Raw genomic sequence first — 26,205 nt, 5'->3', positions numbered from 1 at the left:
ATGTCCGGAATTTCCGTCAGAAGCTGGATTTCCAGTATTGCCGATCGCGGCCGGGAGCTTCTCGACCTGCCGCTTTCGACACCGCAGGACCCGTTTGCCCAGCTAAAGGCAATGTGCAAGGACCTTGTGTCGCAAAAGGGCGAAGCCCGCGGCACCGCCGTTGCGCGCGAAGTGGTGCGCCTTTGGGAAACCCTGCCCGAAGAGGATCATCTGCGCTTTTTTGAAATGATGCAGAACGATTTCAGCGCCAACCGCACCGAAGTCAGAAAGGCCGCCGAAGCCTTTGCCAAGGATCCGTCCGAAGCCAATCTGGCGGTTCTGACCCATGCGTCGGAACCCGCCCGGCAGGAGCTTCTGCGCCGGATCAACATGGCACCGGGCGGCACGCGCGCGATTGTCGACATGCGTGAAACGCTTCTGGGCCTGATCAAGGAAAACCGCCATCTTGAACCGCTTGATGCCGATATGCAGCACCTGCTGACAAGCTGGTTTAACCGGGGCTTCCTTGAACTGCGTCATATCGATTGGGATACGTCGGCCTCCATCCTTGAAAAACTGATCCGCTACGAAGCGGTTCATGAAATCCAGGGCTGGGATGATCTGCGCCGTCGTCTGGCAACGGATCGCAAGTGCTTTGCCTTTTTCCATCCGGCGATCCCCGATGATCCGCTGATTTTCGTCGAAGTTGCCCTTGTGCATGGCCTTGCTGACAGCGTTCAGGCGCTTCTGGCACCGGAAATCGATGAAACAGCCCCGCAAAAGGCCAATACCGCGATTTTCTATTCAATCAGCAACTGCCAATCGGGCCTTAAGGGCATTTCGTTTGGCAATTTCCTGATTAAACAGGTGGTCGAGGAGCTTAAACGCGAGTTCCCGAAACTCAGACAATTCGCCACCCTGTCGCCGATTCCGGGCTTCATGGGATGGCTGCGCACCCGCCAGAAAAGCAAGTCTGACGACGCCGATATCGCCGCCATCGTCCTTGCCGCGATGGAAGACGACAGCTGGATCGAGGATGCGGAAAAAACCGCCGAACTGAAAAAACCGGCGATGATGCTGTGTGCGCGCTATCTTGCGACCTGCAAGCGCGGCAAATCGCCGCTTGATCCCACCGCGCGCTTCCATCTTGGCAATGGGGCACAGCTTGAACGCCTCAACTGGCTGGGCGATACGTCGTCCAAAGGCTTGCGTCAGGCAGGCGGGATGATGGTCAATTACGCCTATCACCTTGATGATATTGAACGAAACCACGAAGCGCTGATGAATGACGGCAAAATCGCCGTTTCGAAATCGGTCATGCAGCTTACGGGAAACTAGGACAGAACCATGTCGGATAATCTTTTCAACGAATTTACCAAACGTTTCCCGGCGGACCGTTCGCGCACCTTTCTGATCGAACGCGACGGCACTGAACGCAGCTTTGCCTGGTTGCTGGATCGCACCGGGCGTTATGCCACGGTTCTTGCCGATCATGGGGTGGTCAAGGGCGACCGTGTTGCCGCCCAGATCGATAAATCATCGGATGTGATCGCGCTTTATCTGGCCTGCCTTCAGCTTGGTGCCATTCACCTGCCGCTCAATACCGCCTATACCGGCGATGAAATCGCCTATTTCCTTGGCGATGCCGCCCCGCGCGTTTTTGTCTGCCGCCCGGCCCATATTGATGCCGCCAAAACCCTTGGCGCACAGAACAATGTCGGTGCGGTCCTGTCGCTTGGCGACAAGGGCGATGGCAGCCTTAATGATCTGGCCGCCAATGCCAAACCGCATGGCGACGTCGCAGATGTGACCAAGGATGACATTGCCGCCATTCTGTATACATCGGGCACCACCGGCCGTTCCAAAGGCGCGATGCTGACGCATGGCAACCTCGGCTCCAACGCGCTGACCCTGCACAAGGCATGGGGTTTCAGGCCGGGTGATACGCTTTTGCATGCCCTGCCGCTGTTCCATACGCATGGCCTGTTTGTTGCGATCAACATCATGCTGGTCAATGGCGGCAAGGTGATCCTGCTTCCGAAATTCGATGCCGATGATGTGGTGGAACGCCTGCCGAATGCGACCGTTATGATGGGGGTTCCGACCTTCTATACCCGCCTTCTGGCCCACCCGAAGTTTGACAAGGATCTGGTGGCCAATATGCGCCTGTTCGTGTCGGGTTCGGCACCGCTTCTGGCGGAAACCCACGATGCGTTCTTTGAGCGGACCGGGCACAAGATCCTTGAACGTTATGGCATGACGGAAACCTGCATGAACACGTCAAACCCGCTGGATGGCGAACGCCGTCCGGGGGCGGTTGGCCCGACCCTTCCGGGGATCGAGGCGCGGGTTTGCGACAAGGATGGCAATGTTTTGCCGGTCGGTGAAATCGGTGTGCTTGAAGTTCGCGGACCCAACGTTTTCAAGGGTTACTGGCAGATGCCGGAAAAAACCGCATCCGAATTCCGCACGGACGGGTTCTTTATCACCGGCGATCTCGCGACCATCGGCGCAGACGGTTATGTCACCATCGTCGGGCGCGACAAGGACCTGATCATTTCGGGTGGTTTCAACGTCTATCCCAAGGAGGTCGAGGAAATCATCGCCGAATATGACGAGGTCGAGGAAGTCGCGATCTTTGGCCTCCCGCATCCCGACTTCGGCGAAGCGGTTGCCGGGGTGATCGTCCCGGCCAAGGGCACCAAGCCCGATGCAGACGCGATCATCAAACGCACCCAGGACAAGCTTGCAAAATTCAAGGTGCCCAAACGCATCTGGATGCTTGACGAATTGCCGCGCAACACGATGGGTAAAATTCAAAAGGCGCAGCTGCGCAAGGATTATGCCGATACCTTTGCCACCCCGTCCGGCAAATCCGCCAACGGGTAACTGCGTACTCTGTTTCGTTTTCCCGTGTCTCCCTGCTGTCTTGCAGACAGCCAAACTCTCTCACCGGTCGGAAATTCTGGCCGGTGTTTTTTTGAGCAGCCCAAAGAAAGTTCTTGATTTGTTCTTTTTGTTGTGGTAGAAAAGAAAAGTCAACGGGATAAAAGCGCCCGGACCAAAACCCGCAAAGCGTGATTCGCTTTGCGGGTTTTTTCGTTTGGGGCCAGATGAAAGTGATGATGATGCAGCAGCACAAAGACAGACCGATCCGGTGGCAACATCGCCGGATGATGACCGGCGGGTGGAAAAGCCATTACGGCGGTTTTGCGCCCGTGTCCTAACCCACCCCAAGGTCACCCAAAGGTCAAGACGGGAGAAGTGCGCCTTGTTGGCAAGGCAACCGGTAAAATTGTGATCGGCAGCGGCTGGGCTGCGCCGGGTAGCATCTGGCAAGCGGTGGCTGAGATGAGTCATGACGGGAGAGGTGCGTCTTGTTAGCAAAGTAATGGCGAGATTGCGATCTGGTAGCGGCTAGGCTGCGTCGGGCAGCATTTGGCAAGCAGCGGCTGGTGATGGGTCCGCTGGTGATAGGTCAGAACGGGAGAGGTGCGCCTTGTTGGTGAGGCAGTCGGCGAAATTGTGATCGGCAGCGCTTGCCGCGACTGGCAGAATTGGGCAGCAGGTGGCAAACAGCGGCGGGAGGTGGGTCTGTTGGAGCAAATGGTCCGGTGCGGCTGGTGCGACGGGCCGGAGTCCGTCGGCTGTTTGGATTTCCGTGTTCGTCAAACGGGGGACATCCGCCGAGGGAGCCAGCGCGGCAAAGTTTGGCGGAACCACGCGTCGGAGGCAGCATGGGAGGATCACGGCAGGTTGAGTTTCATCGGGTGGCGGGAAGTGGCAGAACGACCAGAGGGGTGAGAAGCAGTTCGGCGAGGAACCTATGGCGAGGAGCCAATCGCACCGTTCGGAGAACCGAAACCCGCCCAAGGCCCGGAACCGGTTCCGATGGAGCGTATCTTTTGGCGGGTTTACGGATCACCAGACTACCCTGCCGGTTGGGAATTCTGGCAGAGTTTTTTTGGGAACCGCCGGTTGTAACCGCGTACTTGGAAAATGGTGCTAAAGCCATCATGATGGGACAAGGCTAGCAGGCTGTTTCGTATCAGCCTGTCCGGTGTGCGGACAGGGATCGGGATAAAGGCAATCGCATGGTCATGGTAAAACTTGACGACGCAATCGACCGGATCACGGGGGATATTTCCCGAACCGGTGCCCTGACCGCGGAAGCATCGCGCCGATACGAGGAGATGTTTCCGGGCTTTCGCGCCGAACTGGCCCGTGTGCTTGAACAGGCCCCGACCATCACTGACGCCGCGAAAGCGGCCATGATACTGGTCGATGCGGCGTCGCGAAGCCTTCGGGATAGTTTTCCGCATCAGCCCCATTGCGACTGCCGGGATGGATGCAGTGCGTGCTGCCACCTGTTTGTTGCGGTGCCGCCCGGTGTCACCAGCCTGATTGCCGAGCATATCCGCAAGGCGTTTACGCCAGACGAACAGCAGGCATTGCGTGAACGTCTGACCCAGGCAGCACGGATCATTGAACAGGCAAAGACCACATCCGAAGTGCGCGCACGCTGCCCGCTTCTAGGCGCAGATGAAAGATGCACGATCTATGACGTTCGCCCCCTGACCTGCCGGGCCTTTACATCATCGAGTGCGCCGCGTTGCCAAAGCATGGTTTTTGGTGATGAACGGCAACGCATGGATCGGATTGATCAGAATTCCGGGCATTACCGCCTGCATCTTGAAGCGACCGAAGCCCTTCAGGATGCCGCCAAAGCCCGCGGGCTTGACGGGCGGCAAATGGGGTTCGTTCATGCGCTGCTTGATCAACTGGAAACGGCGGAAGACGAGATACAAGGTTAAATTTCGGCTGATGCGTTGCATCGGGCCGGAACAGGTCCATTTTCAATGCGTTGATAAAATTCACCAATTCCTTCCATCTTGATACGGGCAAAGCAGCACATGAACAACTTCCCTGATCCCAAGGTCGCCTTCGTCACCGGTGCTGCGCAGGGTTTGGGGCTGGGGATTACGCAGCATCTTCTGTCGACGGGATGGAAGGTCATGCTGTTTGATCTGGATGCGGATGCCGGGGATGAAGCCATCACCGCCCTTTCCGAAGAACAGCGCGAACGCGCCCTGTTTTTCAAGGGCGATGTTTCCGATGAACGCGATGTTGCCATTGCGGTTCAGCAGACCGTCGACCGGTTCGGGCGTATTGACGGACTGGTTAACAATGCCGGGATTGCCGACCCGCATTCGGGATCGTTCGAACATCTGGATTGGGAAAGCTGGCAACGGGTGATCAATGTCAATCTGGGTGGGGCGTTTCTGGCAGCCAAACATGCGACACAGCATTTGCGCAAAACCCGTGGGGCGATTGTCAATATCGCATCGACCCGTGCGTTTCAGTCCGAACCCAATACCGAAGCCTATGCCGCGTCAAAGGGCGGCATGGTTGCCTTGACCCATGCCATGGCGGTCAGCCTTTCGGGGGCGGTGCGGGTCAATGGCATTGCGCCGGGCTGGATCGAAGTTGGTGACTGGCAGAAATCATCCGCCCGTGAAGAACCGCAACACCGTGACATCGACCGCCAGCAACACCCGGCGGGCCGCATCGGTACGCCGGATGATATCGCAAAGATGGTCGCCTTCCTGCTTGATCATGAACAATCCGGTTTCATGACCGGCGAAACCACCCGCATTGACGGCGGCATGACGCATAAAATGATTTATGCCGATTAAGCGGGCCATGCCCGGCTTGCCAAACAGCGCCAATCCACCCCGCGATTGAATAACTGAACAATTACATCGATATTGATAATAATAATCATTTATATTGAGATTGATTATCAATAGTGATAATCAGCACCCCATATCGATCCCGCCGGGGGGCGGGGAAATTCGACCTTGGGGTTTTTCATGCCGATCACACCAATTTTCAAACGTCATACATTCAGTACGCTATTGCTGGCGTCTGTCAGTATGTCTGCTGTTGTTGCCCTTCCCGCCCATGCGCAGGACGCGACGGAGAGCAGCACAAACAGCACACAGACCGAAACCGACGATACCATCAAGCTCGACCCGATCCGGGTCGAGGACAACGCCACATCACAGGCAGGCGATCCCACCCCGCCGGTCTATGCCGGTGGCCAGGTCGCGACCGGTGGCCGGGCCGGTATATTGGGCAACAAGGACAATCTGGATATCCCGGTCAGCATCACCAGCTATACCAGCGAAGTGATCAAAAACCAGCAGGCCGATACACTTGCCGATGTGGTTGATAACGATCCGGGCGTTCTGACATCCTACAGCTATGGCGGATCGGGTGACCGCTTCATGATCCGCGGCTTCGTTCTTGACGGTGATGATGTGATGCTGGATGGCCTTTATGGCACGGCACCGCGCCAGTTGATCGACATGTCGATGTATGAGCGGGTCGAAGTTGTCAAAGGCGCATCGGCATTCATCAACGGCATGTCACCGGGCGGCAGCGGCATTGGCGGCGGCATTAACCTTATCCCCAAACGCGCGACAGATGATCCGATCACCAGTGTCACGACATTCTATGAAATGAACAGCCAGACCGGCGGGCATGTCGATTTCGGACGGCGTTTTGGCAAAGATAACCAGTTCGGCATTCGTGCCAATCTGAAATATGCCGACGGTGAAACCGCCATCGATGACGAAGACCGCAACAGCCAGATCGGGTCGCTGTCATTCGATTATCGCGGCGATGATACCCGCATCACGGTCGATGCCGGGCATAATGAAAAGAATATTGATCATGGGCGGACATCGGTAAATCTGCTCGGCACGCTTACGAACATCCCCGATGCCCCGGATGCCAGCCACAATTACAATGCGGATGGGACATGGGCCGACCTTGAGGACAGCTTTGTCCAGGGACGGATCGAGCATGATGTGAACGACTATCTTATGGCCTATGCCGCCGCAGGCACCCGCCACATGGAAGAATCCGGGATTTATTCAACCCCGCGCATTACCGGTACTGATGGCACCATGACCTATGGCGGTTCGACCATCATTCGCGAAGATACGACCAATAGTGCGCTGACCGGTGCGCGCGTTAAATTTGAAACCGGCGTGGTAAAGCATGAACTGAATGCCGGGGTTTCCTACCTTCAGAACAAAAGCCATCAGGCATGGGCGTTTTCGCCCGGTGCGTCGGCGTTTACCGGCAATATTTACGGGCCAACCCCCACGGGCTATCCGGCGCTGGCAGCGCCATCAGGCAATCTGAGCGATCCGGGGCTTCGTAATATCAACGAACTGACCAGCTATTTTCTGGCTGATACCGTCAGCTTCCTTGATGACCGCGTCAGCGTCACGGCTGGCATTCGCCGTCAGTCGGTCAATACCAAGCAGTTCGATCTGACCAGCGGTGCACAATCAAGCAACTATGACGCGGACGAATATACGCCGATGGTCGGCATCGTCGGCAATGTGACCGATCAGGTGTCGGTTTATGCCAACTATATGGAATCCCTGTCGCCCGGCGAAACAGCCGCCAGTGCGGCAAGTGACGCCACCCTGACCAACCCGAGCGAACAGTTGGCCCCATACACGTCCGAGCAATATGAAATCGGGGCAAAGGCGGATTTCGGCAGCTTTGGCGGTAGTGTCGCCCTGTTTCAGATTTCCAAGCCGTTTTCTTATAAAAATGCCAGCAACACCTTTGCCGCAGACGGCGAGCAGCAGAACCGCGGCGTTGAATTCCAGATCTTTGGCGAGCCTGTGACCGGCACCCGCATTCTGGGCGGTATCACGGTTTATGACGCGGAACTAACCGATACCCAGAACGGCACCAATGACGGCAACACGCCGATTGGCATTCCCGATTACGTTGCCAAGCTTGGCATCGAATATGACCTGCCGTTCCTTAAAGGTGCGACGGTCAATGCGCGTGCGGTTCACACGGCATCGCAATATGTCAATGCGACCAATACCCTTTCGATCCCGTCATGGACACGCCTTGACCTTGGTGCGCGGTACACGACCGAGGTGCACGAATATCCCGTCACCATCCGTGCCAATATCGAAAACGTCACGGATAGCGATTACTGGGCGTCGGCGAATGGCGGTTACCTGACGATGGGGGCACCGTTGACGGCAAAGCTGTCTCTGACCGCGGATTTCTGATCCCGGCAGATGGATGGACCAAAGAAAACGCCGCCTTTTTCAGGGCGGCGTTTTTACGTTAACCGGTCTTGCCTGACCTATCAGGCGCGTACTTTGGCCTCGGAAAGACCCAGCGCGCCAAGGGCGGTTTTGACGATGCTTTGCGCATCCAATCCCGCCTTGGCATATTGAATGTCGGGCTTGTCGTGATCGATCAGGGCGTCGGGCAAGGCCATGGTGCGGACTTTGAGCCCGTGATCGAGCAATCCCTGCCCTGCCATATGCTGCAACACCATTGCGCCAAAGCCGCCGATGGAGCCTTCTTCAATCGTGATCAGGACTTCGTGGTTGCGGGCCAGATCGGCGATCAGGGCATGATCAAGCGGCTTGGCAAAGCGGGCATCGGCAACCGTTGCCGGAAGGCCGCGTGCGGCAAGGTCTTCGGCGGCCAGCATCGCCTCTGCCAAACGGGTGCCGTAGGACAGGATGGCGATTTTGCCGCCTTCGCGCAGGATGCGGCCCTTACCGATTTCAAGAACCTTGCCCTCGGCCGGCATTTCAACGCCGACACCCTCGCCCCTCGGATAGCGGAAGGCACTGGGGCGGTCATCAATCGCCCATGCGGTTGTGGTCATATGGACCAGTTCGGCCTCGTCCGCCGCCGCCATCAGAACGATATTGGGCAAACAGCCAAGATAGGCAATGTCATAGGCCCCGGCATGGGTTGCGCCATCCGCCCCGACAAGCCCGGCACGATCCATGGCGAAACGGACCGGCAGGTTCTGGATCACGACATCATGCACCACCTGATCATAGGCGCGTTGCAGGAAGGTCGAATAGAGCGTGCAAAAAGGTTTGTATCCCTCGCACGCCATCCCGGCGGCAAAGGTCACGGCATGCTGTTCGGCGATGCCGACGTCAAAGGCACGATCGGGGAACCGTTTGGCAAAGATATTAACCCCGGTGCCCGATGGCATGGCGGCCGTGATCGCAGTGATCCTGTCATCGGTTTCGGCAAGCTTGGTCAGCGTTTCGCCGTAAACCTTGGTGTAGGATGGTGCATTGGGTGTGGCCTTGGCCTGCTTGCCGGTGACGACATCGAATTTGGCGACACCGTGATATTTGTCGGCGGCATTTTCGGCCGGGCCATAGCCCTTGCCCTTCTGGGTCACGACATGAACAAGGATCGGGCCATCGACATCCGCATCGCGGACGTTTTTAAGCACCGGCAGAAGATGATCCAGATTATGACCATCAATCGGCCCGACATAGAAGAAACCCATTTCTTCAAACAGGGTCCCGCCGGTCACCATACCGCGGGTATATTCTTCGATCTTGCGGGCGGCTTCTTCGATCTGGCGCGGCAGGTGTTTGGTCAGGCCCTTGGCCGCATTGCGAAGGCCCTGATAGCCCTTGCCCGAAATCAGGCGCGACAGATAGCCCGACATGGAGCCCACCGGCGGGGCAATCGACATGTCGTTATCATTCAAGATCACGATCATGCGCTGATCGGCGGCGGCGGCATTGTTCATCGCCTCGTAGGCCATGCCGGCACTCATGGAGCCATCGCCGATCACGGCAATGACGTTTTTGCGTTTATCATCGGAAAGCTGATTGGCAACCGCCATGCCAAGCCCGGCCGAGATCGAGGTCGAGCTGTGCCCGGCACCGAACGGGTCATATTCGGACTCGGACCGCTTGGTAAAGCCCGAAAGCCCGCCGCCCTGACGAAGCGTGCGGATACGATCACGCCGCCCGGTCAGAATTTTATGCGGATAGCATTGATGCCCGACATCCCAGATCAGCCGGTCATCGGGGGTATCAAACAGGTAATGGATCGCCACGGTCAACTCGACCACGCCAAGCCCGGCCCCCAGATGCCCGCCGGTGACCGACACGGCATCAATCACCTCGGCGCGCAATTCATCTGCGACCTGCTTCATCTGTGCGGGCTGAAGGCTACGCAAGTCAGCCGGGATTTTAATCGTGTCCAGAAGCGGGGTCTTGGAGGTCGTGCTCATACCGATCTCGATTTTCAGTTTTGTGTGGCGTTTTTTATATAGTCGTCAAACCAACAGGGTGACGTTTCCTAAGCCCTATTGCAAGCAGCGTAAAATAAACAGCTTCGCTGTAATTAGCGACCCTGAAAATCACCTGATTTGATGTCACTTAGGAACTTCAGCACCACCTGTTCAACAGTGCGGTGAATATCAACACGTTCGCGCCCGAAATCCCGGCATAAATAGCCGAAATTTTCCGCGATATAGGGCGTGCAGGGCGGCAGAAATGAATAATGCCCGGCCCCCTTGACCTTAACAAACTTCGCCCGCCCGCGCAAAAGGGTGCGAAAATGCGCGGCATTGGCGGTTTCGGGCAGGATTTCATCGGTATCGGCCTCGATAAACAGCATCGGCACCGTGACATCGGCAAAGCCCGCATCGGTCGCCGCAACGCCAAAGGCCGGGGTCACGGCAATCACGCCTGCAATCCGGTCATCGCGTGCGGAAACAACCGGGCCGCCATAACGATCATGCAACTCATCGACAATGTCATCACCCGGTACATGCTGGCAAATCACGCGGTCCTGATCGGCGTTGAGCGCGCAATAGCTTTGCCAGGCGGAGGCATCAAACCGCCATCCCGCCATTTTAAGCACCGTCGCCCCGCCCGCCGAATGGCCGAGCGCATAAATACGATCCGTATCAATGTGAGCAGCAATGCTGTCATGATCCAGCAACAGATCAAGAGCCAAACGCATTTCGCGCGGACGGCGTTCGATGATCGTCAATTGCCGCGCATCGGACGGATCAAGATAATTGTCGCCATGATGCTGCGGGGCGGCAACGATATAACCGCGCCGTGCAAGATATTCCGCCAGCCAGAACTGATTGAAGCGGTGCCCTTCCGAGCCGTGCGAAAACAGCACCAGCGGATAGGGTCCGCCATCGGCGAAATCCGCATCGCGGGCCGCGGTTGACGTGACACCCATATGACGCACCGGGCCTTCGGCAGCATGCGACGGATACCAGATCGCCAGCGGGAACGGGTCCTTGTCAAACAGCCGGTCACGAAAACCGGCTGTGTATCTGGTTTGCTGGCTCATGTCAGGGGGACCGGCCTTAACGCCCGCGTTCGATCACGAAACGCGCCATTTCGCGCAGCGGTTCGGCTTCGCCGTCAAAGCAGTTCAGGTGATTGATCGCCTGATTGCACAGCATGGTTGCCTGCTCGCGGGCCTGTTCAAGGCCCAGCAGCTTCACATAGGTCGATTTATCCTGATCGATATCCTTGCCGGCCGTTTTGCCCAGTTCCGCACTGCTGGATTCCACATCGAGAAGGTCGTCCTTGATCTGGAAGGCCAGCCCCATGTCATGGGCGTAGGATCGCAAGGCCATGCGCATGCTTTTGGGGGCCTTGCCCAGAATCGCCCCGGCTTCGCAGGCAAAGGCAAACATCCGGCCGGTTTTCAGCAGATGCAAATGGGTGACCTGTGCCTGATCAAGGCTTTGCCCCTCGCCCGCCAGATCGATCATCTGACCGCCGACCATGCCGTAAGGCCCGGCCGCACGGGCAAGGGCGCGGACAAGATCGGTGCAGACACGCGGATCGGGATGGGTGCTTTCATCGGCCAGCACTTCGAAGGCCTGCGTCAGCAGCGCGTCACCGGCCAGAATGGCGGTCGCCTCGTCAAACTGCTTGTGGCAGCTTGGCTTGCCACGGCGAAGGTCATCGTCATCCATGGCCGGAAGATCATCATGGATCAGCGAATAGCTGTGCACCATTTCAACCGCAGCGGCGACTCGCAACGCGCATTGGCGCGATACCCGGAACAATCCGGCGGAGCTTAGCACCAGAAACGGACGCAGGCGTTTGCCTTCGCCCAGGGTTGAATAACGCATCGCCTGAAACAGGCGTTGCTCGATCTGGCCATTGGGACGCGGCAGAATGCCATCAAGCGTTTCGCCAAGGTCAGCAGAAGCAGTACTCAGCTCAGCAAGCAGGTCGTAACTCACCATATTCTCCGCGAGAATTATTCGATTTCAGTCGGGGTTGCGTTCGGACGGCCATCGGCACCGAGCGTAATTTTCTCGATGCGTTCTTCGGCAGCGCGCAGTTTATCGGCACAATGACGTTTCAGCGCCGCACCGCGTTCATAGGATGCAATGGCATCATCAAGCCCCACCTGCCCCTGTTCGAGCTGCCGCACGAGGCTTTCAAGCTGACCGAGGGCCTCTTCAAAGCTGAGTTTGGCGATATCATCGGGGATCGTGGTGGATGGGGTTGGCGTGGACATATCTGCTCCATTGATTTGATTGGCGCGGAGTTTACGCCGACCGTCCCGGCAGGGCAACCGGCCAGAACGGAAATCGCAGCGGAAATTACTTTGTAAATTACTTTGTAAATTACTGGGGAAATTACTGCGGAAACTAATGCGGAAAAGGATGCCTTATGCCGTCATCAGGGTTCGCACATGGAACATGACCGAACTTGCCAGCGATGGCAGGTCATAGCCGCCTTCAAGCACCGAGACGACGCGGTTATCGCAAACCTCGCCCGCGAGTGCGAGAAGCTGTTGTGTCATCCAGGCAAAGTCGCTTTCAACAAATGAAAGTCCCGCCAGCGGGTCATTGCGATGCGCATCGAAGCCGGCCGAAATGATCAGCAATTCCGGTTTGAAGGCGGCAATGCCGGGTAAAACCGATTGTTCGAAGGCGTGTTTCATTTCAGCCGTTCCCGCCCCGGCCGACAGCCCGACATTGAGGATATTGTTGGCACATCCGCGTTCATCGGGGGCACCGGTGCCGGGATAAAGCGGCCATTGATGGGTTGAACAGTAAAACAGGTCGGGATCGTTATAGAAAAGATCCTGTGTGCCATTGCCGTGATGAACGTCAAAATCCATCACCGCCACACGTTTGATGCCATGGGCATCGCGGGCATGACGCGCACCGACCGCCACATTGTTAAACAGACAGAACCCCATCGCCCGGTCATATTCCGCATGATGTCCCGGCGGGCGTACGCCGACAAAGGCATTGCGTTCATGGCCGGCCAAGACCGCATCGACCGCGACGCAGACACCGCCAACCGCGCGCAATGCCGCCTCGCCCGAGGCCGATGAAACATAGGTATCGCCATCAAGGGATTCATATCCGCTTTGCGGGATCGCGGCCATGACCCGGTCGACATAGGCAGGGTCATGCACCTTTTTGATCAGATCAAGATCGGCCTTTGGGGCTTCTTCGCGGTGCAGGAACATGAATTCTTCGGCTTCAAGCACCCGCTGGATCACGCGAAGACGATCAGACTGTTCCGGGTGGCCCGGCCCCGTATCGTGGTCGATACAGCTTTGATGCGTGACAAATAATGTCGCCATGTTTTGCGGATACCTTCCTGAATAGATGCCAGTCAGACAAGTTTGATTTTTGCCGGTCACCTTGCCTTACGGGCGGCGACCCTGGTTATTATTGTTTCATCGTGCCAGCCGACGTTATCTGCTGCTTTGTTCTAGATCATCATGAATCAGACAAATACTGCAAGTTTTCAAACTGAATGACAGATTAAGACCCTGCATGAACTGTCTATTGTATACACGGTGACTCAGAACGAAATATCGCCATAATCTCTGTCCACAAGACAAAGAGTGTCTTGACAGTTTGATGTTATACTTGAGAATAGGAATCTTCCCATTCTTGAATTTCATTAATGGGTTTGAGGCACAAAGACCTCGTTGGTTGGAAAAAATCGGGGACATCCCATCGGAGATTATCACCACGAATGTGATACACTCGATGCCCCAGTTGGGACAAAAGCCGAATATGGCCAGGCTAAAGGGAGCCAAATGGAACTTACCCATCTCGAAAAAAAGGCCGAGCAAGCCAGCGCGCTTCTGAAGGCCATGAGCAATCAGAGCAGACTTATGATTCTTTGCCAGCTTAACGATGGCGAAAAATCGGTCGGTGAACTTGAACGCATTGTCGGACTGAGCCAGTCCGCCCTGTCACAGCATCTTGCAAGATTGCGGCGGGACAAGCTGGTTAAAACCCGGCGCGAGGCACAGACGATCTTTTATTCGCTGCAAGGCGATGAAGCCGTCACCGTCATCAAGACACTTTATGGTCTGTATTGCCGCGACGACAGCAGCGCCGTCGCCGCCTAAGACTTTATGGAACTTCCCCCACAAAAAAGCCTGTCGGACATCCGGCAGGCTTTTTTGCGTTATCGGGCCGTTATTGCGGCAATAATCCGGTTTGTGTTTAACCGCATTCGGGGGCAGCAAGCCGCGTGACTTTCTGAAGGTCGCCACGCACGCGGAAACTGCCGTAATTCATCCGCAGTTCCTGGGCGACACCGTTTTCACCGAAATCAACCGCAATCTCGGTCGACGGGCCGTTTTCGGCATCACCAAGCGGGTAATAGGCCAGGTTAAGGCTGTGATAGGGCCGATTTGCAATACCATCGGCATCTTCGGCCGTGTTCTGCGATGGTCTGGCTGCCGAAATCACCGCGGCAATCCGGTTGGTCGGTGTATCGCCACTGCCATCAAACACCAGATCATTGGCAAATTTATCCCCCTGAAGCGCGCGCTTCAGCAGGGTTAGGGAATGCTGGGTCGGGAACATGGTATCGGCCGGCAGTTCCTCGGTCACTTCGACCGGGACTTCGTAGGTCACAAGAACCTTGTCCTTGTCACGCACCGCATCGCCAACAACCTCGTCGACCTGCACACCATCAAGATAATCACGCATGCGGAAGCGGTATTTCGATCCGTCAAAGTTTTCCCACTGGGTCATCGAATAGGCGGAATTGATCGAACCGCCCTCGGCCCCTTGCAGAACCATCAGATGCTGCATCTCGGTGATCCAGCCATCACAGACCTTTTCAAACCGGTAACCCAGCGCACCGCGCACACCGACAACGGAGCTGCCGACATCCGATGACACCATCGAAAACCGGTATTCCGCCACATGCGGCACCAATTCGGCCTGTATATCAGCCGCCTTGCGCACATGGGCCGGGTCAAAACCGCCCGGACCGGCGGCAAAGGATTGCCCTGCCTGCGCGGAACATCCCGCCAGGGCGACACAAAAGATCAGCGCCCCGAAGACGGAACGCTGTCGATTTTCAGGACAAACCGTAATAACTGGCAACTCTATTCTCCGGCAGCGTCGATCCCGACAATCCAGGGATCTTTGACACCCTTTTTGGCAGCAAGATGGCGTAAATCTTTTGCATGCTCATGCGAAAGCGGACCAACAGCAACACGAAGATATTCCCGGCCCGCAACCGTCGCACTGATCAGGCGCGGCTGATATTCACGGTAAAGCGACAGGGCATTTTGCGCGCGCAGCTGATCTGCAAAGCTTGCCAGTATTACATAGTCTCCCGGCAGCGGCACTGCAACAAGCTTGTCCTGCCCGGCGTTTTCCGGCGCGATCACGCTGACCTCGTCGGTCATGATGCCGGTATCGGTCAGGGCGGCGGTTTGGGTTTGGACAACAGGTGCGACCGGCTTTGGCGGGGCGACATATCCGGCAACCGCGGCATCGGCTTCGCCCTGCGGATCAAGGGGGCCTTCGTTGCGAAGCGGGGTACGGTCATGATCGGGGGTGAACTGCGCCTGTGCGCTGGCGATTTCGACCGGGGCTGATGCAGGAACAGCAGCCACTTCGTCATGCGACGCCGGACGCGGCGGCAGATCGGTTTGGACAATCACGGCCGATGTGCGGGCACCGGCATTAGGTTGCGACCAGTCTTCGCCGGGTGCGTTAACGGCATAAATTGCAGGTTCGGCATCGCGGATTTTCTGTTTCACCGATGGCGCGCCCGGTTCGGCCAGCGCAACCGCATCATCGAGCACGACATTATCGCGGCAGACGTCTTCTTCGAATAACGGGCGATGCAGGGCGCAATCGCGCTCGGCAACCGCTGAAACCGCATGATCGGTGGTGCTTTTGCCCGTGGTCACATAGCTGATCAGATCACCAGCCAGCTTGGCAACGGTCAGTTCGACCGGACCACCGCACGCCGCCAATGCCAACGGTGCCACCACCACAAGTATCTTTTTCAAACCGTAATCCCCCGCAGGATATAAATTGTTCCACCCTGAATGTGGATTACGGCGGGTTAAGATTACGTAAGCATCGAAGGTCAATAGACAAACAAAAACGGCCCGGAAATTTCCGGACCGTTTTTATCGTCATCAAAAGACAGAAATCAGTCTTTTTTGATTTTCGGCGGAAGCTGCACCCGCAGATGCAGTTCCTTGAGCTGACGGTCATCGACCGCGGCCGGGGCATTCATCATCAGATCCTGCGCCTGCTGGTTCAGCGGGAAGGCAATGACTTCGCGAATGTTCGGCTCGTCAGCCAGAAGCATCACAATACGGTCAACACCCGGGGCCGAACCACCGTGCGGCGGTGCGCCGAATTTGAACGCGTTGATCATGCCGCCAAAGCGGTCATCAACGACTTCCTTGCCATAACCGGCAATCTCGAACGCCTTGTACATGATGTCCGGGCGGTGGTTACGAATGGCACCGGACGACAGTTCGATACCGTTACACACGATGTCATACTGCCACGCCTTGATATCAAGCGGGTTCATGGTTTCAAGGGCTTCAAGACCGCCTTGCGGCATCGAGAACGGGTTGTGGCTGAATTCGATCTTGCCGTCGTCGTCTTCCTCGTACATCGGGAAATCAACGATCCAGCAGAATTTGAACATGCCGTCTTCACGAAGGCCCAGTTCATCGCAAACCTTGTCGCGCGACTTGCCGGCAAATTTGGCTGCTGCCAGTTCCTTGTCACAGGCAAAGAAGACCGCATCGCCATTGGCAACGCCGGTAACTTCCTTGATCTTTGCGATGCGTTCGGCATCAAGATTTTTGGCAATCGGGCCTTTGGCTTCGCCGTTTTCATCGTAAACGATGTAACCAAGACCAGCCGCCCCTTCTTCGCGGGCCCAGGCATTGAGCTTGTCAAAGAAGCTGCGCGGGCGGCCAGCGGCCCCCGGTGCCGGAATGGCGCGAACCACCGAACCCTTTTCGATGTTCGAGGCAAAGATGCCGAAATTCGAACCGCGGAAGGCTTCGGTCACGTCAGACAGGATGATCGGGTTGCGAAGGTCGGGTTTGTCCGAGCCGTATTTCGCCATCGATTCATCAAACGGAATGCGCGGGAACGGAAGCGGCGTTACGTCACGACCACCGCCGAATTCGACGAAGATGTCATGAAGAACCGGCTCGATCGCATCAAACACGTCGTCCTGGGTGGCAAAGGCCATCTCGAAGTCGAGTTGATAAAACTCGCCCGGGGAGCGGTCGGCACGGGCGTCTTCATCGCGGAAGCACGGTGCGATCTGGAAATAACGGTCAAAGCCCGAAACCATCAGAAGCTGCTTGAACTGCTGGGGGGCCTGCGGCAGGGCATAAAATTTGCCCGGATGCATGCGCGACGGTACGAGGAAGTCACGCGCACCTTCGGGCGAGCTTGCCGTCAGGATCGGGGTCTGGATTTCCAAAAATCCCTGTGCGGTCATTTTCTGACGCATCGCCGAGATCACGCGCGAGCGCAGAACGATGTTCGAATGAACACTTTCGCGACGCAGATCAAGGTAACGGTGACGCAGGCGGATTTCCTCGCCATATTCGGCATCGCCAAATACCGGCATCGGCAGCACGTCGGCCGACGACTGGACTTCGATGTTCGATGCATAAACCTCGATCTCGCCGGTCGGCAGGTTCGGGTTGACGGTTTCGGCGGTACGTTTGACGACCTTGCCGTCCACCGTGATCACACTTTCGGCGCGCGACTTTTCAAGAACCGCGAAAAGCGGGCTTGAAATATCGATCACGATCTGGGTGATGCCGTAATGGTCGCGCAAATCGACAAACAGAAGGTTGCCGTGGTCGCGCTTGCGGTGGATCCAGCCGGACAGGCGCACTTCCGCATCGGCGTCAGAGGCGCGCAACGCATTACAATTGTGTGAACGATAAGGATGCATGGTCTTTCCAGGTTGCTTTGTATGCTTGGTATTTTGGGCCACAAATTTGGCGCAAAGGTGCATGGCTGCACCGCGCTGTCAAACAAAAAAGCACCGCAAACCAGCCACCCCGGTCAATTCGGGGGGCTTAAATCGGGTGATCTGTCTGTTTGCGCGACGCGGCGCTTGAAATTCTGCGGTATAAAACGCTGCCAAAGCCCCGCCGTCAAGTGCCCGTCGCAATGGTCTGCATTGCGGGCCGGAATTTCAGGTCGGCGGCGCACCGATCCCCTGCAAATCCTTGACCTTTACAAAGCGAATCAGGCGCCCGGCCTCAAACCGAACGTCCGCCCAATGATCAACATCAAATTCATACTGGCAAAGACCGCAGGTCGGATATTTACGGTTCATTTCCAGCAATGCTTCGCCATCGCCCTCGCCAAACAGCCGGGCGGCGAAATCGGCAAGTCCCGGATTATGGCCGATCATCATCACACAGCGGGCCTCGTCATGGGTGTGCCCAAGGCTTTCAAGCAGCACGGCCTCGGTCGCCATATAAAGGTCTTCGTTGTAGATCACGTCGGATGCACTGGCAAAATCGCGCCCCAGCAGGGTTAATGTCTGAACCGTACGTTCGGCGGTTGAACACCAGATCAGATCGGGCACCAGCCCCTGTTCATGCAAATAGCGCCCCATCACCGGGGCCGCCTTTTCGCCGCGCCGGTTCAGTTCCCGGTCGTGATCGGATCGGGACGGATCGGTCCAGCTTGATTTTGCATGCCTGAGCAGAAGCAATGTCTTCATAAAATCGGGTATCCGGTGATCTTAAGGAAAGCAGACTTTTGCATGCCACATCGGGCGCTGTGAAGCCACCAAGAAAACTGACTTAAAAATTTAAGAAAATTGCACCCCGACAAGCAGTTATCCTATACTCCAATCGCAACCGGGACCTGTCGCTTTATTTCAAGGACACAAACCCACTTTCGCAGGAGGCACAGCGTGACCCACGCCGCCGTTATTCAATCAAGCGCCATCACACTTGATTCGGACAAGCGCTTTATAAACCGCGAACTTTCGTGGCTGGCCTTTAACGGCCGCGTCCTTGAAGAGGCACAAAACAAACGTCACCCGTTGCTGGAACGCCTGCGTTTCCTGTCGATTTCCGCCAGCAACCTTGACGAATTCTATATGGTGCGCGTCGCAGGTCTTGTCGGGCAGCTGCGTGCGGGCATGACCAAGGTCAGCCAGGATGGCATGAGCCCGTCCGAGCAGCTGCGCGCCATCACCTATGATGCCAGCCAGTTGATGCAGGATCAGCAGCGCATCTGGCAGCAGCTTAGCAGCGAGATGGACAAGCACGGGATTTCGGTGATCAGACCGGATGATTTGACCCAGACCGACCGCAAATGGCTTGACGGCTATTTCATGCGCGAAATCTTCCCGACCTTAACGCCGCTTGCCATTGATCCATCCCATCCCTTCCCGTTCATTCCGAACCTTGGCTTTGCGATTGTCATGCAGCTGTTTGACCCGGCGGATGGTCACAACATGCGCGGGCTGATCCCGGTACCGCCGAAAATCGGCCGTTTCCTGCGCATGCCGGGCCGGACCGAACGCTATCTGCCGCTGGAACAGGCGATTGTCCTTTACCTTAACAAGCTGTTCCCCGGTTTCGACATGATCGAACACGGCCTGTTCCGTGTCATCCGTGACTCGGACGTTGAAATCGAAGAAGAAGCCGAAGATCTGGTGCGCGTTTTCAAGACCGCGCTGAAGCGTCGGCGCCGCGGCAGCATCATCCGGCTTAAAGTCAATGCCGAGATGCCAGAAGACCTTCTGGATTTCGTGGTCGACGAACTTTCTGTCGCCCCCGAAGAAGTCGTCAAGGTCGACGGGCTTGTCGGGCTTGTCGATGTCAAACAGCTGATCGATTCCGATCTGCATCATGATCTACTGTTCCCGCCCTATGGCGCGCGTTATCCCGAACGGGTGCGCGACTTTGGCGGCGATTGCTTTGCCGCGATCAGCAAAAAGGATCTGGTGGTTCACCACCCGTTCGAGGATTTCGACGTCGTCGTGCAGTTCCTGTTGCAGGCTGCGCGTGACCCCGAAGTCGTCACCATCAAGCAGACCCTTTATCGCACATCGGAAAACAGCCCGATCGTCAAGGCCCTGATTGCGGCTGCCGAAGCGGGCAAATCGGTAACGGCGATGGTGGAGCTCAAGGCCCGCTTTGACGAGGAAGCCAACCTGCGCTGGGCGGCCGATCTTGAACGTGCCGGTTGTCAGGTGGTCTATGGCTTCCTTGACTGGAAAACGCATGCCAAGGTGTCACTGGTGGTCAGGCGCGAAAGCCACGGGCTTCGGACCTATGTCCATTTCGGGACCGGCAACTATCACCCGATCACCGCGAAATTCTATACCGATATTTCGTTCTTCTCGTGCGATCCGGCATTGGGTCGTGACGCGGCCAGCATCTTTAATTTCATGACCGGTTATGCGACCCCGCGGTCGCTTGAAAAGATTGCCATCGCGCCGCATACGCTTCGCCCGACCCTGCTTGCCCATATCGATCAGGAGATCGAAAACTGTCAGGCGGGCAAACCGGCGGGCATCTGGGCCAAGATGAACAGCCTTGTTGATCCGGTGGTGATTGACGCGCTTTATCGCGCCAGCCAGTGCGGGGTTCATATCGAACTGGTCGTGCGCGGCATCTGCTGTTTGCGGCCCGGTGTGCCGGGGTTATCGGAAAATATTCGGGTCAAATCCATCGTCGGTCGGTTCCTTGAACATTCGCGCATTGTCGTCTTTGCAAACGGCGCAAAACTGCCGTCGCGCAAGGCCAAGGCGTTTATTTCATCTGCCGACTGGATGCCGCGCAACCTTAACCGTCGTGTCGAAACACTGGTCCCGGTGGAAAACCCCACCTGCCAGCGCCAGATTGTCGAACAGATCATGATTGCAAATCTGAAAGATACGGCGCAGGCTTGGTACCTGCAGCCCGACGGGACTTACGAGCGGTGCGAAGCCGATGAAAATGCTTTCTCCTCTCACCAGTATTTCATGACCAACCCGTCACTTTCGGGCCGTGGCAGCGCGCTTAGCGAGGAAGATCCAAATGTCCCCGTGCTGCAGCTTGATGACTAAGAAAACAGGCAGGTTCAACCAACCGCATGCTGACTGACCAAAGGGTTTCCAACCGTATCGCCATCATTGATGTTGGCTCGAACTCGGTGCGTCTTGTTGTGTTTGATGGCATGACACGCGCACCGGCCCCGATTTTTAACGAAAAGGTGATGTGCGGTCTGGGGCGCGACCCCGAAAACACCGGCCGTCTCAACCCCGAAGGTGTTGAAATGGCAACCGCCGCCCTGCGGCGTTTTGCCCGGTTGCTCCGCGCGATGAAGGTCACACGGGTCGACATCCTGGCGACCGCGGCTGTCCGTGCCGCCAGCGACGGACAGGCTTTTTGTGATCGGGTCCTTGCCGAGACCGGCCTGACCGTCAAGGTCATTGACGGCCTTGAAGAAGCCCGCCTTTCCGCCCTTGGCGTGATTTCGGGGGATCGGCGCGCAACCGGCATTGTTGGTGATATCGGTGGCGGGTCGCTGGAACTGGTATTGCTTGATGAAGGCGAGATCAAAAAACGCGTCAGCGTTCCGTTGGGTGCCATGCGCCTGCATGCGGTATTTGGTTCGGACCGTGCCCGTCTGGAAGCCGAAGTCAAAACCCACCTTGAAAGCATCGACTGGCTGCATGAAGGGGCGGGCAAGCCATTGATTGCGGTTGGCGGTTCGTGGCGTTCGATTGCCAAGCTTTATATCGCCCAGGAAAACTATCCGATTTCGGTAGTGCATAACCTGACCATGCCACGTGCCGAAATCGCCGAACTGACGCATATCATATCCCAGCAGAGCCGCGTGTCGCTTGACAAGGTTGGAGGTGTTTCCAAGCGCCGTATCGATAGCCTGCCTCATGCGGGGCTTGTCATGAACCTGCTGCTTGAACGCATGCAGGCCAAGGAGGTCGTGTTTTCCAGTCACGGGCTTCGCGAAGGCTGGATGTACGAAGCCCTGCCCGATGAATTACGCGAACGCGATCCGTTGCTTGATGCCTGTCTCAGCTTTGCCGAAGATGGCGAGAGGTTCCATCAGCATGGGGAAGAACTGTATCGCTGGTCGGCACCGATTTTCCGCGATCAGCCGGGCAATCTTGGCCGTCTGCGCCTTGCCGCCTGCATCATCGGCGATGTCGGATGGAGCGAACACCCCGATTACCGCGCGATCCAGAGCTATAACCGCATCCTGCATCATCCCTATCTTGATCTGAACCATCATGACCGGGTGTTCCTCGCTTATACCATCGGGTCACGCTATACCGGCAATTTCAAGGGTGACGAGTCAAGCGACCGTCTGCTTGACGAAGACACGCGTGCGATTGGCCGCCTTTACGGTCACGCCATCCGCCTTGGCCATACCCTTTCGGGGGGTGTTGAAGGCATCCTTCCCGGTACGGCGCTTGTTCATGAAGACAAGACGCTTACACTTCAGATGCACAGGGACTTCGCGGCACTCAACGGTGAAGTCGTTGAACAGCGTTTATCGAAGCTTGCCAAACTGATGGATTGCGACAGCAGGGTCGTGATTGTCGATCAGCTTCCCCAGCCCTGATCCCGTTTCCTTCTGTTTATTCAGGGCTTTCCGGTTCATTTATTTTGAACCGGAAAGCCCGCAATGCTATGGTGCCGTTGCTTCCCAAAGCACCCCGTCCGCGGAAAGGGCTGCGCCCGGTCTAATCGACATATGAACCACACGGTTTCCTTGCCTGTCTGGCGGACACAGGCTTAAGCACAGGGGAATCGTATGTCTGCTTCGCGCACATCGAAATCCGGAATCTTTGACGGCCGCCTTAACCTTGAGCAGCAGCGCAAGCGCGCCAAGGAGCTGCTGAAATCCGCCCGCGCCCAACAGGGCGATGCCCAAACCCGCATCAGTATCCACCTGCCCGGCAAAAGCATTGAGGATCTGCAACTGGCCGATAGCCAGATTGTCATCGCGCGCGAAAACGGTTTTGCCAGCTGGCCGAAACTGAAATCCCATATCGACCGGATTACCGAACATCAGCGCCAGATCGCATCGGGGCATCTGCCGAAGCTCGATACGGTGCAAACCCTACATCTGCGCTGTGGCTCGGATATTTCGCATTGCCTGAAACTGGCCGGGTTTGTTGGTGCTTTCATGGAATTTTCCGATCCCTTCTGTCAGGGGCCGGTGCCGGATGTGCCCCTGCCCGACTTCATCGAAACCCGGGCGCGTTTTATCGCATCATCCTATCGCATTGATTTTCCCGATGCGTTTTCGCGCCTGCAACGCGAATATGCCGGTCTTGCGACACTGGGCGATTATGATCATGTCGTGCTGTGGTTTGAACATGACAGCTACGATCAGCTCATACTGGCCTTCCTGCTTGATTTCATCGCGAACCTTCGCCCGCAAACCCGGCTTGATCTGATCTGTGTGGATCGGGTGCCCGGGGTCGAGCGTTTCATCGGCCTAGGTCAGCTTTCGCCCGAATTGCTGATCTGGTGCTGGGAAAATGCCCGTGCGCCGGTTTCGGATGCCATGCTGGCCTTTGGCCAAACGGTCTGGCCCGCGATCCGAGCATCAAAGCCCGATGCGCTGCGCGCCATAATCGATAACGGCCAATCGCCGATCCCCTGTATGATCGCAGCCCTTGACCGCCATCTGTGCGAATTGCCCGATCCCGGAAACGGTCTTGGCCTGACGCAGGAACTGACCCTGCAAATCCTTGACGATTTCGGTCCACTTCCGGCCGGCAAGGTTTTTGGTCATCTTATGCTGTCTTACGAACCGCTGCCGTTTCTGGGCGATCTGATGTTCCGGGAAATTCTGGCCGATATGAAGCAAACCAGCTCACCGCTTTTTGACTTCGCCGACAATCAACCGCACACGCCCTGGCCCGAACAGATATTGTCACTGACTGAAACCGGCCACGAAGTCCTTTCCGGCACCCGGAATTTCATGGAACTTTACACCGGCGAACGATGGGTTGGCGGGATCAGGATTCTTTCGGTTTGTTCGTTGCGATAAGCCAGCAATTCCCGCGGTAACCAAGAGGCGACCTGAGCACTGGCAAATCCGGGGAAAAAAAACTACAGTCGCGTTTATTTTGCACAGAACAAAAGTTGAAACTGCGATGAAGCCCAGAACGACTGTCGTAACGGTAACCTACAACAGTGGCTTGGTTTTTGAGGATTTTCTCAGAGCCATTCCAAAAGAATTCCCCCTTATCGTTGTCGACAATGCTTCAACAGACAACACCCTTGACCTTGCGCGCGCAATACGACCGGATGCCCTCATCATCTGTAATAAAACAGGCTTGGGTTATGGCAATGCGGCGAGCGTTGGTCTGAAAAAGGTCGAAACGGAATTTGGTATCATTGCAAATCCGGACTCAATTGTAAGCTTGGATGCAATTACAAAACTAGAGCAGGCGGCAGATACATATCCTGATTCCGGTATGCTGGGACCAATCCATCTTGATGCGGATCAGAAAATTGAACTCAGCTATGACGTAGATCTCTGGAAACGAAAAAGTCACAAGAAAGGTGCGTATCAGGAACCAGCTGATGGCCCAATTTGCGTAGAGTTCCTGTCTGGGGCAGTGAACCTGATCCGCATGACTGTTGCAAAAGAAATCGGCTACTTCGATCCTAATATATATCTCTATTTCGAAGACGATGATCTCTGCATACGCCTGCGTCGTGCCGGCTACAGCATCATTCTGGTTCCACAATCAATCATATGCCATCTCAACGGTGGCTCGGTACGTCCGAACTCAGCATATTATTGGCGCAAATTCTGGCATATTGCCTGGTCACGCATTTATTTCGAACGCAAATACAAAGGTTCTCTTTCATCAACGATTGAAGGACTAAAACTATCCCTTAAGTTTGGCCTTCGCGCCATTTCATACTTCCTGATCGGTAATCGCAAGAAAAGCTGGCGCGATCTTGCGCGCTTCAGCGGGACCGTTAGTGCACTGGTAGGAATTCGAGCCACAAAAATCACGCACGAACAGTTTGACTGAAATCGATATTAAGCCTGACGTATACATTCAGGATAATCGCTTCGTCACCCTGAAAATCTCGCCCCGCAGCCATTTATGCGGGGCGCTTGCCGCGTTGCGCACATGCCAGGACTGGGCGAAGCTGTATTCAGGGAAATCAAGCGGGAAGGTGCATTTGGCAAAGCCCGTCATGACATCGCGTTCAAGCCGCGAGGGCAGCGATGCGATCACGTCCGTCCCGCGGATCAGGCTGGCGATGCTGGCAAAGGTCGATGCCTGCAAAACCGTGCGGCGTTTGCGTCCGCAGGCATCGAGCATCTCGTCCACCGCCGAATGCTCGTTGTTGCCGATGATCACGCGCGCATGGGGCACGGCGCAATATTGATCGAGCGTATCGGGTGGCACATCATGGCAATCGGCATCATAAAAGCACGCCATATGTTCGCGAAACAGGGTCTGTTGCGCGATATCGCCAACATTTTCAGTCATATGCAGGCCAATCGCCAGATCAAGCTGACCGCTACGCAGCCGGTCAATCACGTTTACATCACCATGGATCGGTAAAATCCGAAGCCGGATATCGGCGGCATAACCGCGAATGATGCGAAACAGTTCGGGCATGATCACCGCGACCTCGTAATCATTGGTGCCGATCACAAAGCGCGCGGATTGGTTCGGATCGTTCGGATCAAAGGCATCAACGCGGGCAAGGTTGCGCAAATCCTGCAACAGGATGCGCACCCGCCCGGCCATTTCATCGGCATGGGCGGTTGGCGTGATCCCCCGGCCTGACCGGACAAAAAGCGGATCGCCGACAATCTGGCGCAACCGGTCGAGCCCGTGGCTGACGGTCGGTTGCCCGACGCCAAGGCGGTTGGCGGCGGCTGTTACTGATCCCTCGTCATAGATGGTCAGGAAAAGCCGCAGCAAACGATAATCAAGGTCTAATTCATCGATATTCATACATGAATACTATCACCTTGATCGAATTGATCATATGGGAAATCAGGTGCAGTTTCATTCCATTGACGGGCCAATGCCCACCCCCGATTACCGGAGA

At 56.3% G+C, this 26,205-nt stretch carries 20 protein-coding genes; 10 read left to right on the top strand and 10 right to left on the bottom strand.

Annotation, left to right across the window (positions count from 1 at the left end; genetic code table 11):
• The 5 genes from IT971_RS06415 (at window position 1) to IT971_RS06395 (ending at window position 8,093) form a co-directional block, all read left to right on the top strand.
• Window positions 1-1,317 carry a malonyl-CoA decarboxylase gene (locus IT971_RS06415; RefSeq protein WP_063093859.1) on the top strand — a complete coding sequence of 439 codons (1,317 nt, stop codon included), beginning with the start codon at window positions 1-3 and terminating at the stop codon, window positions 1,315-1,317.
• Between the two features lie 9 nt (window positions 1,318-1,326).
• Window positions 1,327-2,868 carry a malonyl-CoA synthase gene (locus IT971_RS06410; protein WP_063093857.1) on the top strand — a complete coding sequence of 514 codons (1,542 nt, stop codon included), beginning with the start codon at window positions 1,327-1,329 and terminating at the stop codon, window positions 2,866-2,868.
• A gap of 1,205 nt (window positions 2,869-4,073) precedes the next feature.
• Window positions 4,074-4,793, top strand: coding sequence for a YkgJ family cysteine cluster protein (locus tag IT971_RS06405; RefSeq protein WP_063093853.1), 720 nt, complete (start codon window positions 4,074-4,076; stop codon window positions 4,791-4,793).
• A 99-nt stretch (window positions 4,794-4,892) separates the two neighbouring features.
• Window positions 4,893-5,675 carry a glucose 1-dehydrogenase gene (locus tag IT971_RS06400; protein WP_063093851.1) on the top strand — a complete coding sequence of 261 codons (783 nt, stop codon included), beginning with the start codon at window positions 4,893-4,895 and terminating at the stop codon, window positions 5,673-5,675.
• Window positions 5,676-5,852: 177 nt separating this feature from the next.
• Complete coding sequence (locus IT971_RS06395; RefSeq protein ID WP_063093849.1) at window positions 5,853-8,093, top strand: TonB-dependent siderophore receptor; 2,241 nt, start codon at window positions 5,853-5,855, stop codon at window positions 8,091-8,093.
• Window positions 8,094-8,173: 80 nt separating this feature from the next.
• Here the strand turns inward: IT971_RS06395 and dxs are convergent, their stop codons facing one another.
• From dxs to IT971_RS06370, 5 genes are all read right to left on the bottom strand, one after another.
• Window positions 8,174-10,093: a 1-deoxy-D-xylulose-5-phosphate synthase gene (gene dxs, locus IT971_RS06390; RefSeq protein WP_063093847.1), complete on the bottom strand. Its 1,920-nt coding sequence runs from the start codon at window positions 10,091-10,093 to the stop codon at window positions 8,174-8,176.
• 113 nt (window positions 10,094-10,206) lie between these two features.
• On the bottom strand, window positions 10,207-11,175 hold the full coding sequence (locus tag IT971_RS06385; RefSeq protein ID WP_063093845.1) for an alpha/beta fold hydrolase: 969 nt from the start codon (window positions 11,173-11,175) through the stop codon (window positions 10,207-10,209).
• 16 nt (window positions 11,176-11,191) lie between these two features.
• Window positions 11,192-12,088 carry a polyprenyl synthetase family protein gene (locus IT971_RS06380; RefSeq protein WP_007090870.1) on the bottom strand — a complete coding sequence of 299 codons (897 nt, stop codon included), beginning with the start codon at window positions 12,086-12,088 and terminating at the stop codon, window positions 11,192-11,194.
• Window positions 12,089-12,102: 14 nt separating this feature from the next.
• Window positions 12,103-12,366, bottom strand: a complete 264-nt coding sequence (locus tag IT971_RS06375) for an exodeoxyribonuclease VII small subunit (RefSeq protein WP_007090869.1) — start codon at window positions 12,364-12,366, stop codon at window positions 12,103-12,105.
• A 153-nt stretch (window positions 12,367-12,519) separates the two neighbouring features.
• Window positions 12,520-13,449: a histone deacetylase family protein gene (locus IT971_RS06370; RefSeq protein WP_063093843.1), complete on the bottom strand. Its 930-nt coding sequence runs from the start codon at window positions 13,447-13,449 to the stop codon at window positions 12,520-12,522.
• 465 nt (window positions 13,450-13,914) lie between these two features.
• Between IT971_RS06370 and IT971_RS06365 the strand changes: the two genes are divergently transcribed.
• Window positions 13,915-14,232 carry a helix-turn-helix transcriptional regulator gene (locus IT971_RS06365; RefSeq protein WP_007090865.1) on the top strand — a complete coding sequence of 106 codons (318 nt, stop codon included), beginning with the start codon at window positions 13,915-13,917 and terminating at the stop codon, window positions 14,230-14,232.
• Window positions 14,233-14,329: 97 nt separating this feature from the next.
• Here IT971_RS06365 and IT971_RS06360 read toward each other — a convergent pair whose 3' ends face one another.
• The 4 genes from IT971_RS06360 to IT971_RS06345 all read right to left on the bottom strand — a co-directional run bounded on the left by IT971_RS06360 (window position 14,330) and on the right by IT971_RS06345 (window position 18,860).
• Window positions 14,330-15,223: an EipB family protein gene (locus tag IT971_RS06360; protein WP_037988750.1), complete on the bottom strand. Its 894-nt coding sequence runs from the start codon at window positions 15,221-15,223 to the stop codon at window positions 14,330-14,332.
• Between the two features lie 2 nt (window positions 15,224-15,225).
• Window positions 15,226-16,143, bottom strand: a complete 918-nt coding sequence (locus IT971_RS06355; protein WP_063093841.1) for an SPOR domain-containing protein — start codon at window positions 16,141-16,143, stop codon at window positions 15,226-15,228.
• Window positions 16,144-16,289: 146 nt separating this feature from the next.
• Window positions 16,290-18,077 (bottom strand): aspartate--tRNA ligase, encoded by a 1,788-nt coding sequence (aspS, locus tag IT971_RS06350; RefSeq protein WP_063093839.1) that lies wholly within the window; start codon window positions 18,075-18,077, stop codon window positions 16,290-16,292.
• A 246-nt stretch (window positions 18,078-18,323) separates the two neighbouring features.
• Window positions 18,324-18,860 carry a histidine phosphatase family protein gene (locus tag IT971_RS06345; RefSeq protein ID WP_063093837.1) on the bottom strand — a complete coding sequence of 179 codons (537 nt, stop codon included), beginning with the start codon at window positions 18,858-18,860 and terminating at the stop codon, window positions 18,324-18,326.
• A 195-nt stretch (window positions 18,861-19,055) separates the two neighbouring features.
• Between IT971_RS06345 and IT971_RS06340 the strand changes: the two genes are divergently transcribed.
• From IT971_RS06340 to IT971_RS06325, 4 genes are all read left to right on the top strand, one after another.
• Entirely contained in the window at window positions 19,056-21,203 is a 2,148-nt protein-coding gene (locus IT971_RS06340; RefSeq protein ID WP_007090860.1) for an RNA degradosome polyphosphate kinase, read from the top strand.
• 26 nt (window positions 21,204-21,229) lie between these two features.
• Window positions 21,230-22,726: an exopolyphosphatase gene (gene ppx / locus IT971_RS06335; protein ID WP_007090859.1), complete on the top strand. Its 1,497-nt coding sequence runs from the start codon at window positions 21,230-21,232 to the stop codon at window positions 22,724-22,726.
• 192 nt (window positions 22,727-22,918) lie between these two features.
• On the top strand, window positions 22,919-24,166 hold the full coding sequence (locus tag IT971_RS06330; RefSeq protein WP_063093835.1) for a DUF1835 domain-containing protein: 1,248 nt from the start codon (window positions 22,919-22,921) through the stop codon (window positions 24,164-24,166).
• Window positions 24,167-24,272: 106 nt separating this feature from the next.
• On the top strand, window positions 24,273-25,166 hold the full coding sequence (locus tag IT971_RS06325; protein WP_065701931.1) for a glycosyltransferase family 2 protein: 894 nt from the start codon (window positions 24,273-24,275) through the stop codon (window positions 25,164-25,166).
• Window positions 25,167-25,193: 27 nt separating this feature from the next.
• Here IT971_RS06325 and IT971_RS06320 read toward each other — a convergent pair whose 3' ends face one another.
• Complete coding sequence (locus tag IT971_RS06320; RefSeq protein WP_063093831.1) at window positions 25,194-26,108, bottom strand: LysR family transcriptional regulator; 915 nt, start codon at window positions 26,106-26,108, stop codon at window positions 25,194-25,196.
• Window positions 26,109-26,205 lie beyond the last annotated feature (97 nt).

Source organism: Thalassospira sp. B30-1, assembly GCF_015767575.1.
Taxonomy (GTDB): Bacteria; Pseudomonadota; Alphaproteobacteria; order Rhodospirillales; family Thalassospiraceae; genus Thalassospira; species Thalassospira xiamenensis.
Note: the sequence above shows the minus strand (reverse complement) of the source record. Positions and strands in the feature narration are given on the sequence as shown.

Excerpts from the sequence above, each read along its gene's own strand:
- IT971_RS06415 (WP_063093859.1), top strand. The coding sequence starts at position 1 with ATGTCCGGAATTTCCGTCAGAAGCTGGATTTCCAGTATTGCCGATCGC.
- IT971_RS06410 (WP_063093857.1), top strand. The coding sequence starts at position 1,327 with ATGTCGGATAATCTTTTCAACGAATTTACCAAACGTTTCCCGGCGGAC.
- IT971_RS06405 (WP_063093853.1), top strand. The coding sequence starts at position 4,074 with ATGGTCATGGTAAAACTTGACGACGCAATCGACCGGATCACGGGGGAT.
- IT971_RS06400 (WP_063093851.1), top strand. The coding sequence starts at position 4,893 with ATGAACAACTTCCCTGATCCCAAGGTCGCCTTCGTCACCGGTGCTGCG.
- IT971_RS06395 (WP_063093849.1), top strand. The coding sequence starts at position 5,853 with ATGCCGATCACACCAATTTTCAAACGTCATACATTCAGTACGCTATTG.
- dxs (WP_063093847.1), bottom strand. The coding sequence starts at position 10,093 with ATGAGCACGACCTCCAAGACCCCGCTTCTGGACACGATTAAAATCCCG.
- IT971_RS06385 (WP_063093845.1), bottom strand. The coding sequence starts at position 11,175 with ATGAGCCAGCAAACCAGATACACAGCCGGTTTTCGTGACCGGCTGTTT.
- IT971_RS06380 (WP_007090870.1), bottom strand. The coding sequence starts at position 12,088 with ATGGTGAGTTACGACCTGCTTGCTGAGCTGAGTACTGCTTCTGCTGAC.
- IT971_RS06375 (WP_007090869.1), bottom strand. The coding sequence starts at position 12,366 with ATGTCCACGCCAACCCCATCCACCACGATCCCCGATGATATCGCCAAA.
- IT971_RS06370 (WP_063093843.1), bottom strand. The coding sequence starts at position 13,449 with ATGGCGACATTATTTGTCACGCATCAAAGCTGTATCGACCACGATACG.
- IT971_RS06365 (WP_007090865.1), top strand. The coding sequence starts at position 13,915 with ATGGAACTTACCCATCTCGAAAAAAAGGCCGAGCAAGCCAGCGCGCTT.
- aspS (WP_063093839.1), bottom strand. The coding sequence starts at position 18,077 with ATGCATCCTTATCGTTCACACAATTGTAATGCGTTGCGCGCCTCTGAC.
- IT971_RS06345 (WP_063093837.1), bottom strand. The coding sequence starts at position 18,860 with ATGAAGACATTGCTTCTGCTCAGGCATGCAAAATCAAGCTGGACCGAT.
- ppx (WP_007090859.1), top strand. The coding sequence starts at position 21,230 with ATGCTGACTGACCAAAGGGTTTCCAACCGTATCGCCATCATTGATGTT.
- IT971_RS06330 (WP_063093835.1), top strand. The coding sequence starts at position 22,919 with ATGTCTGCTTCGCGCACATCGAAATCCGGAATCTTTGACGGCCGCCTT.
- IT971_RS06325 (WP_065701931.1), top strand. The coding sequence starts at position 24,273 with ATGAAGCCCAGAACGACTGTCGTAACGGTAACCTACAACAGTGGCTTG.
- IT971_RS06320 (WP_063093831.1), bottom strand. The coding sequence starts at position 26,108 with ATGAATATCGATGAATTAGACCTTGATTATCGTTTGCTGCGGCTTTTC.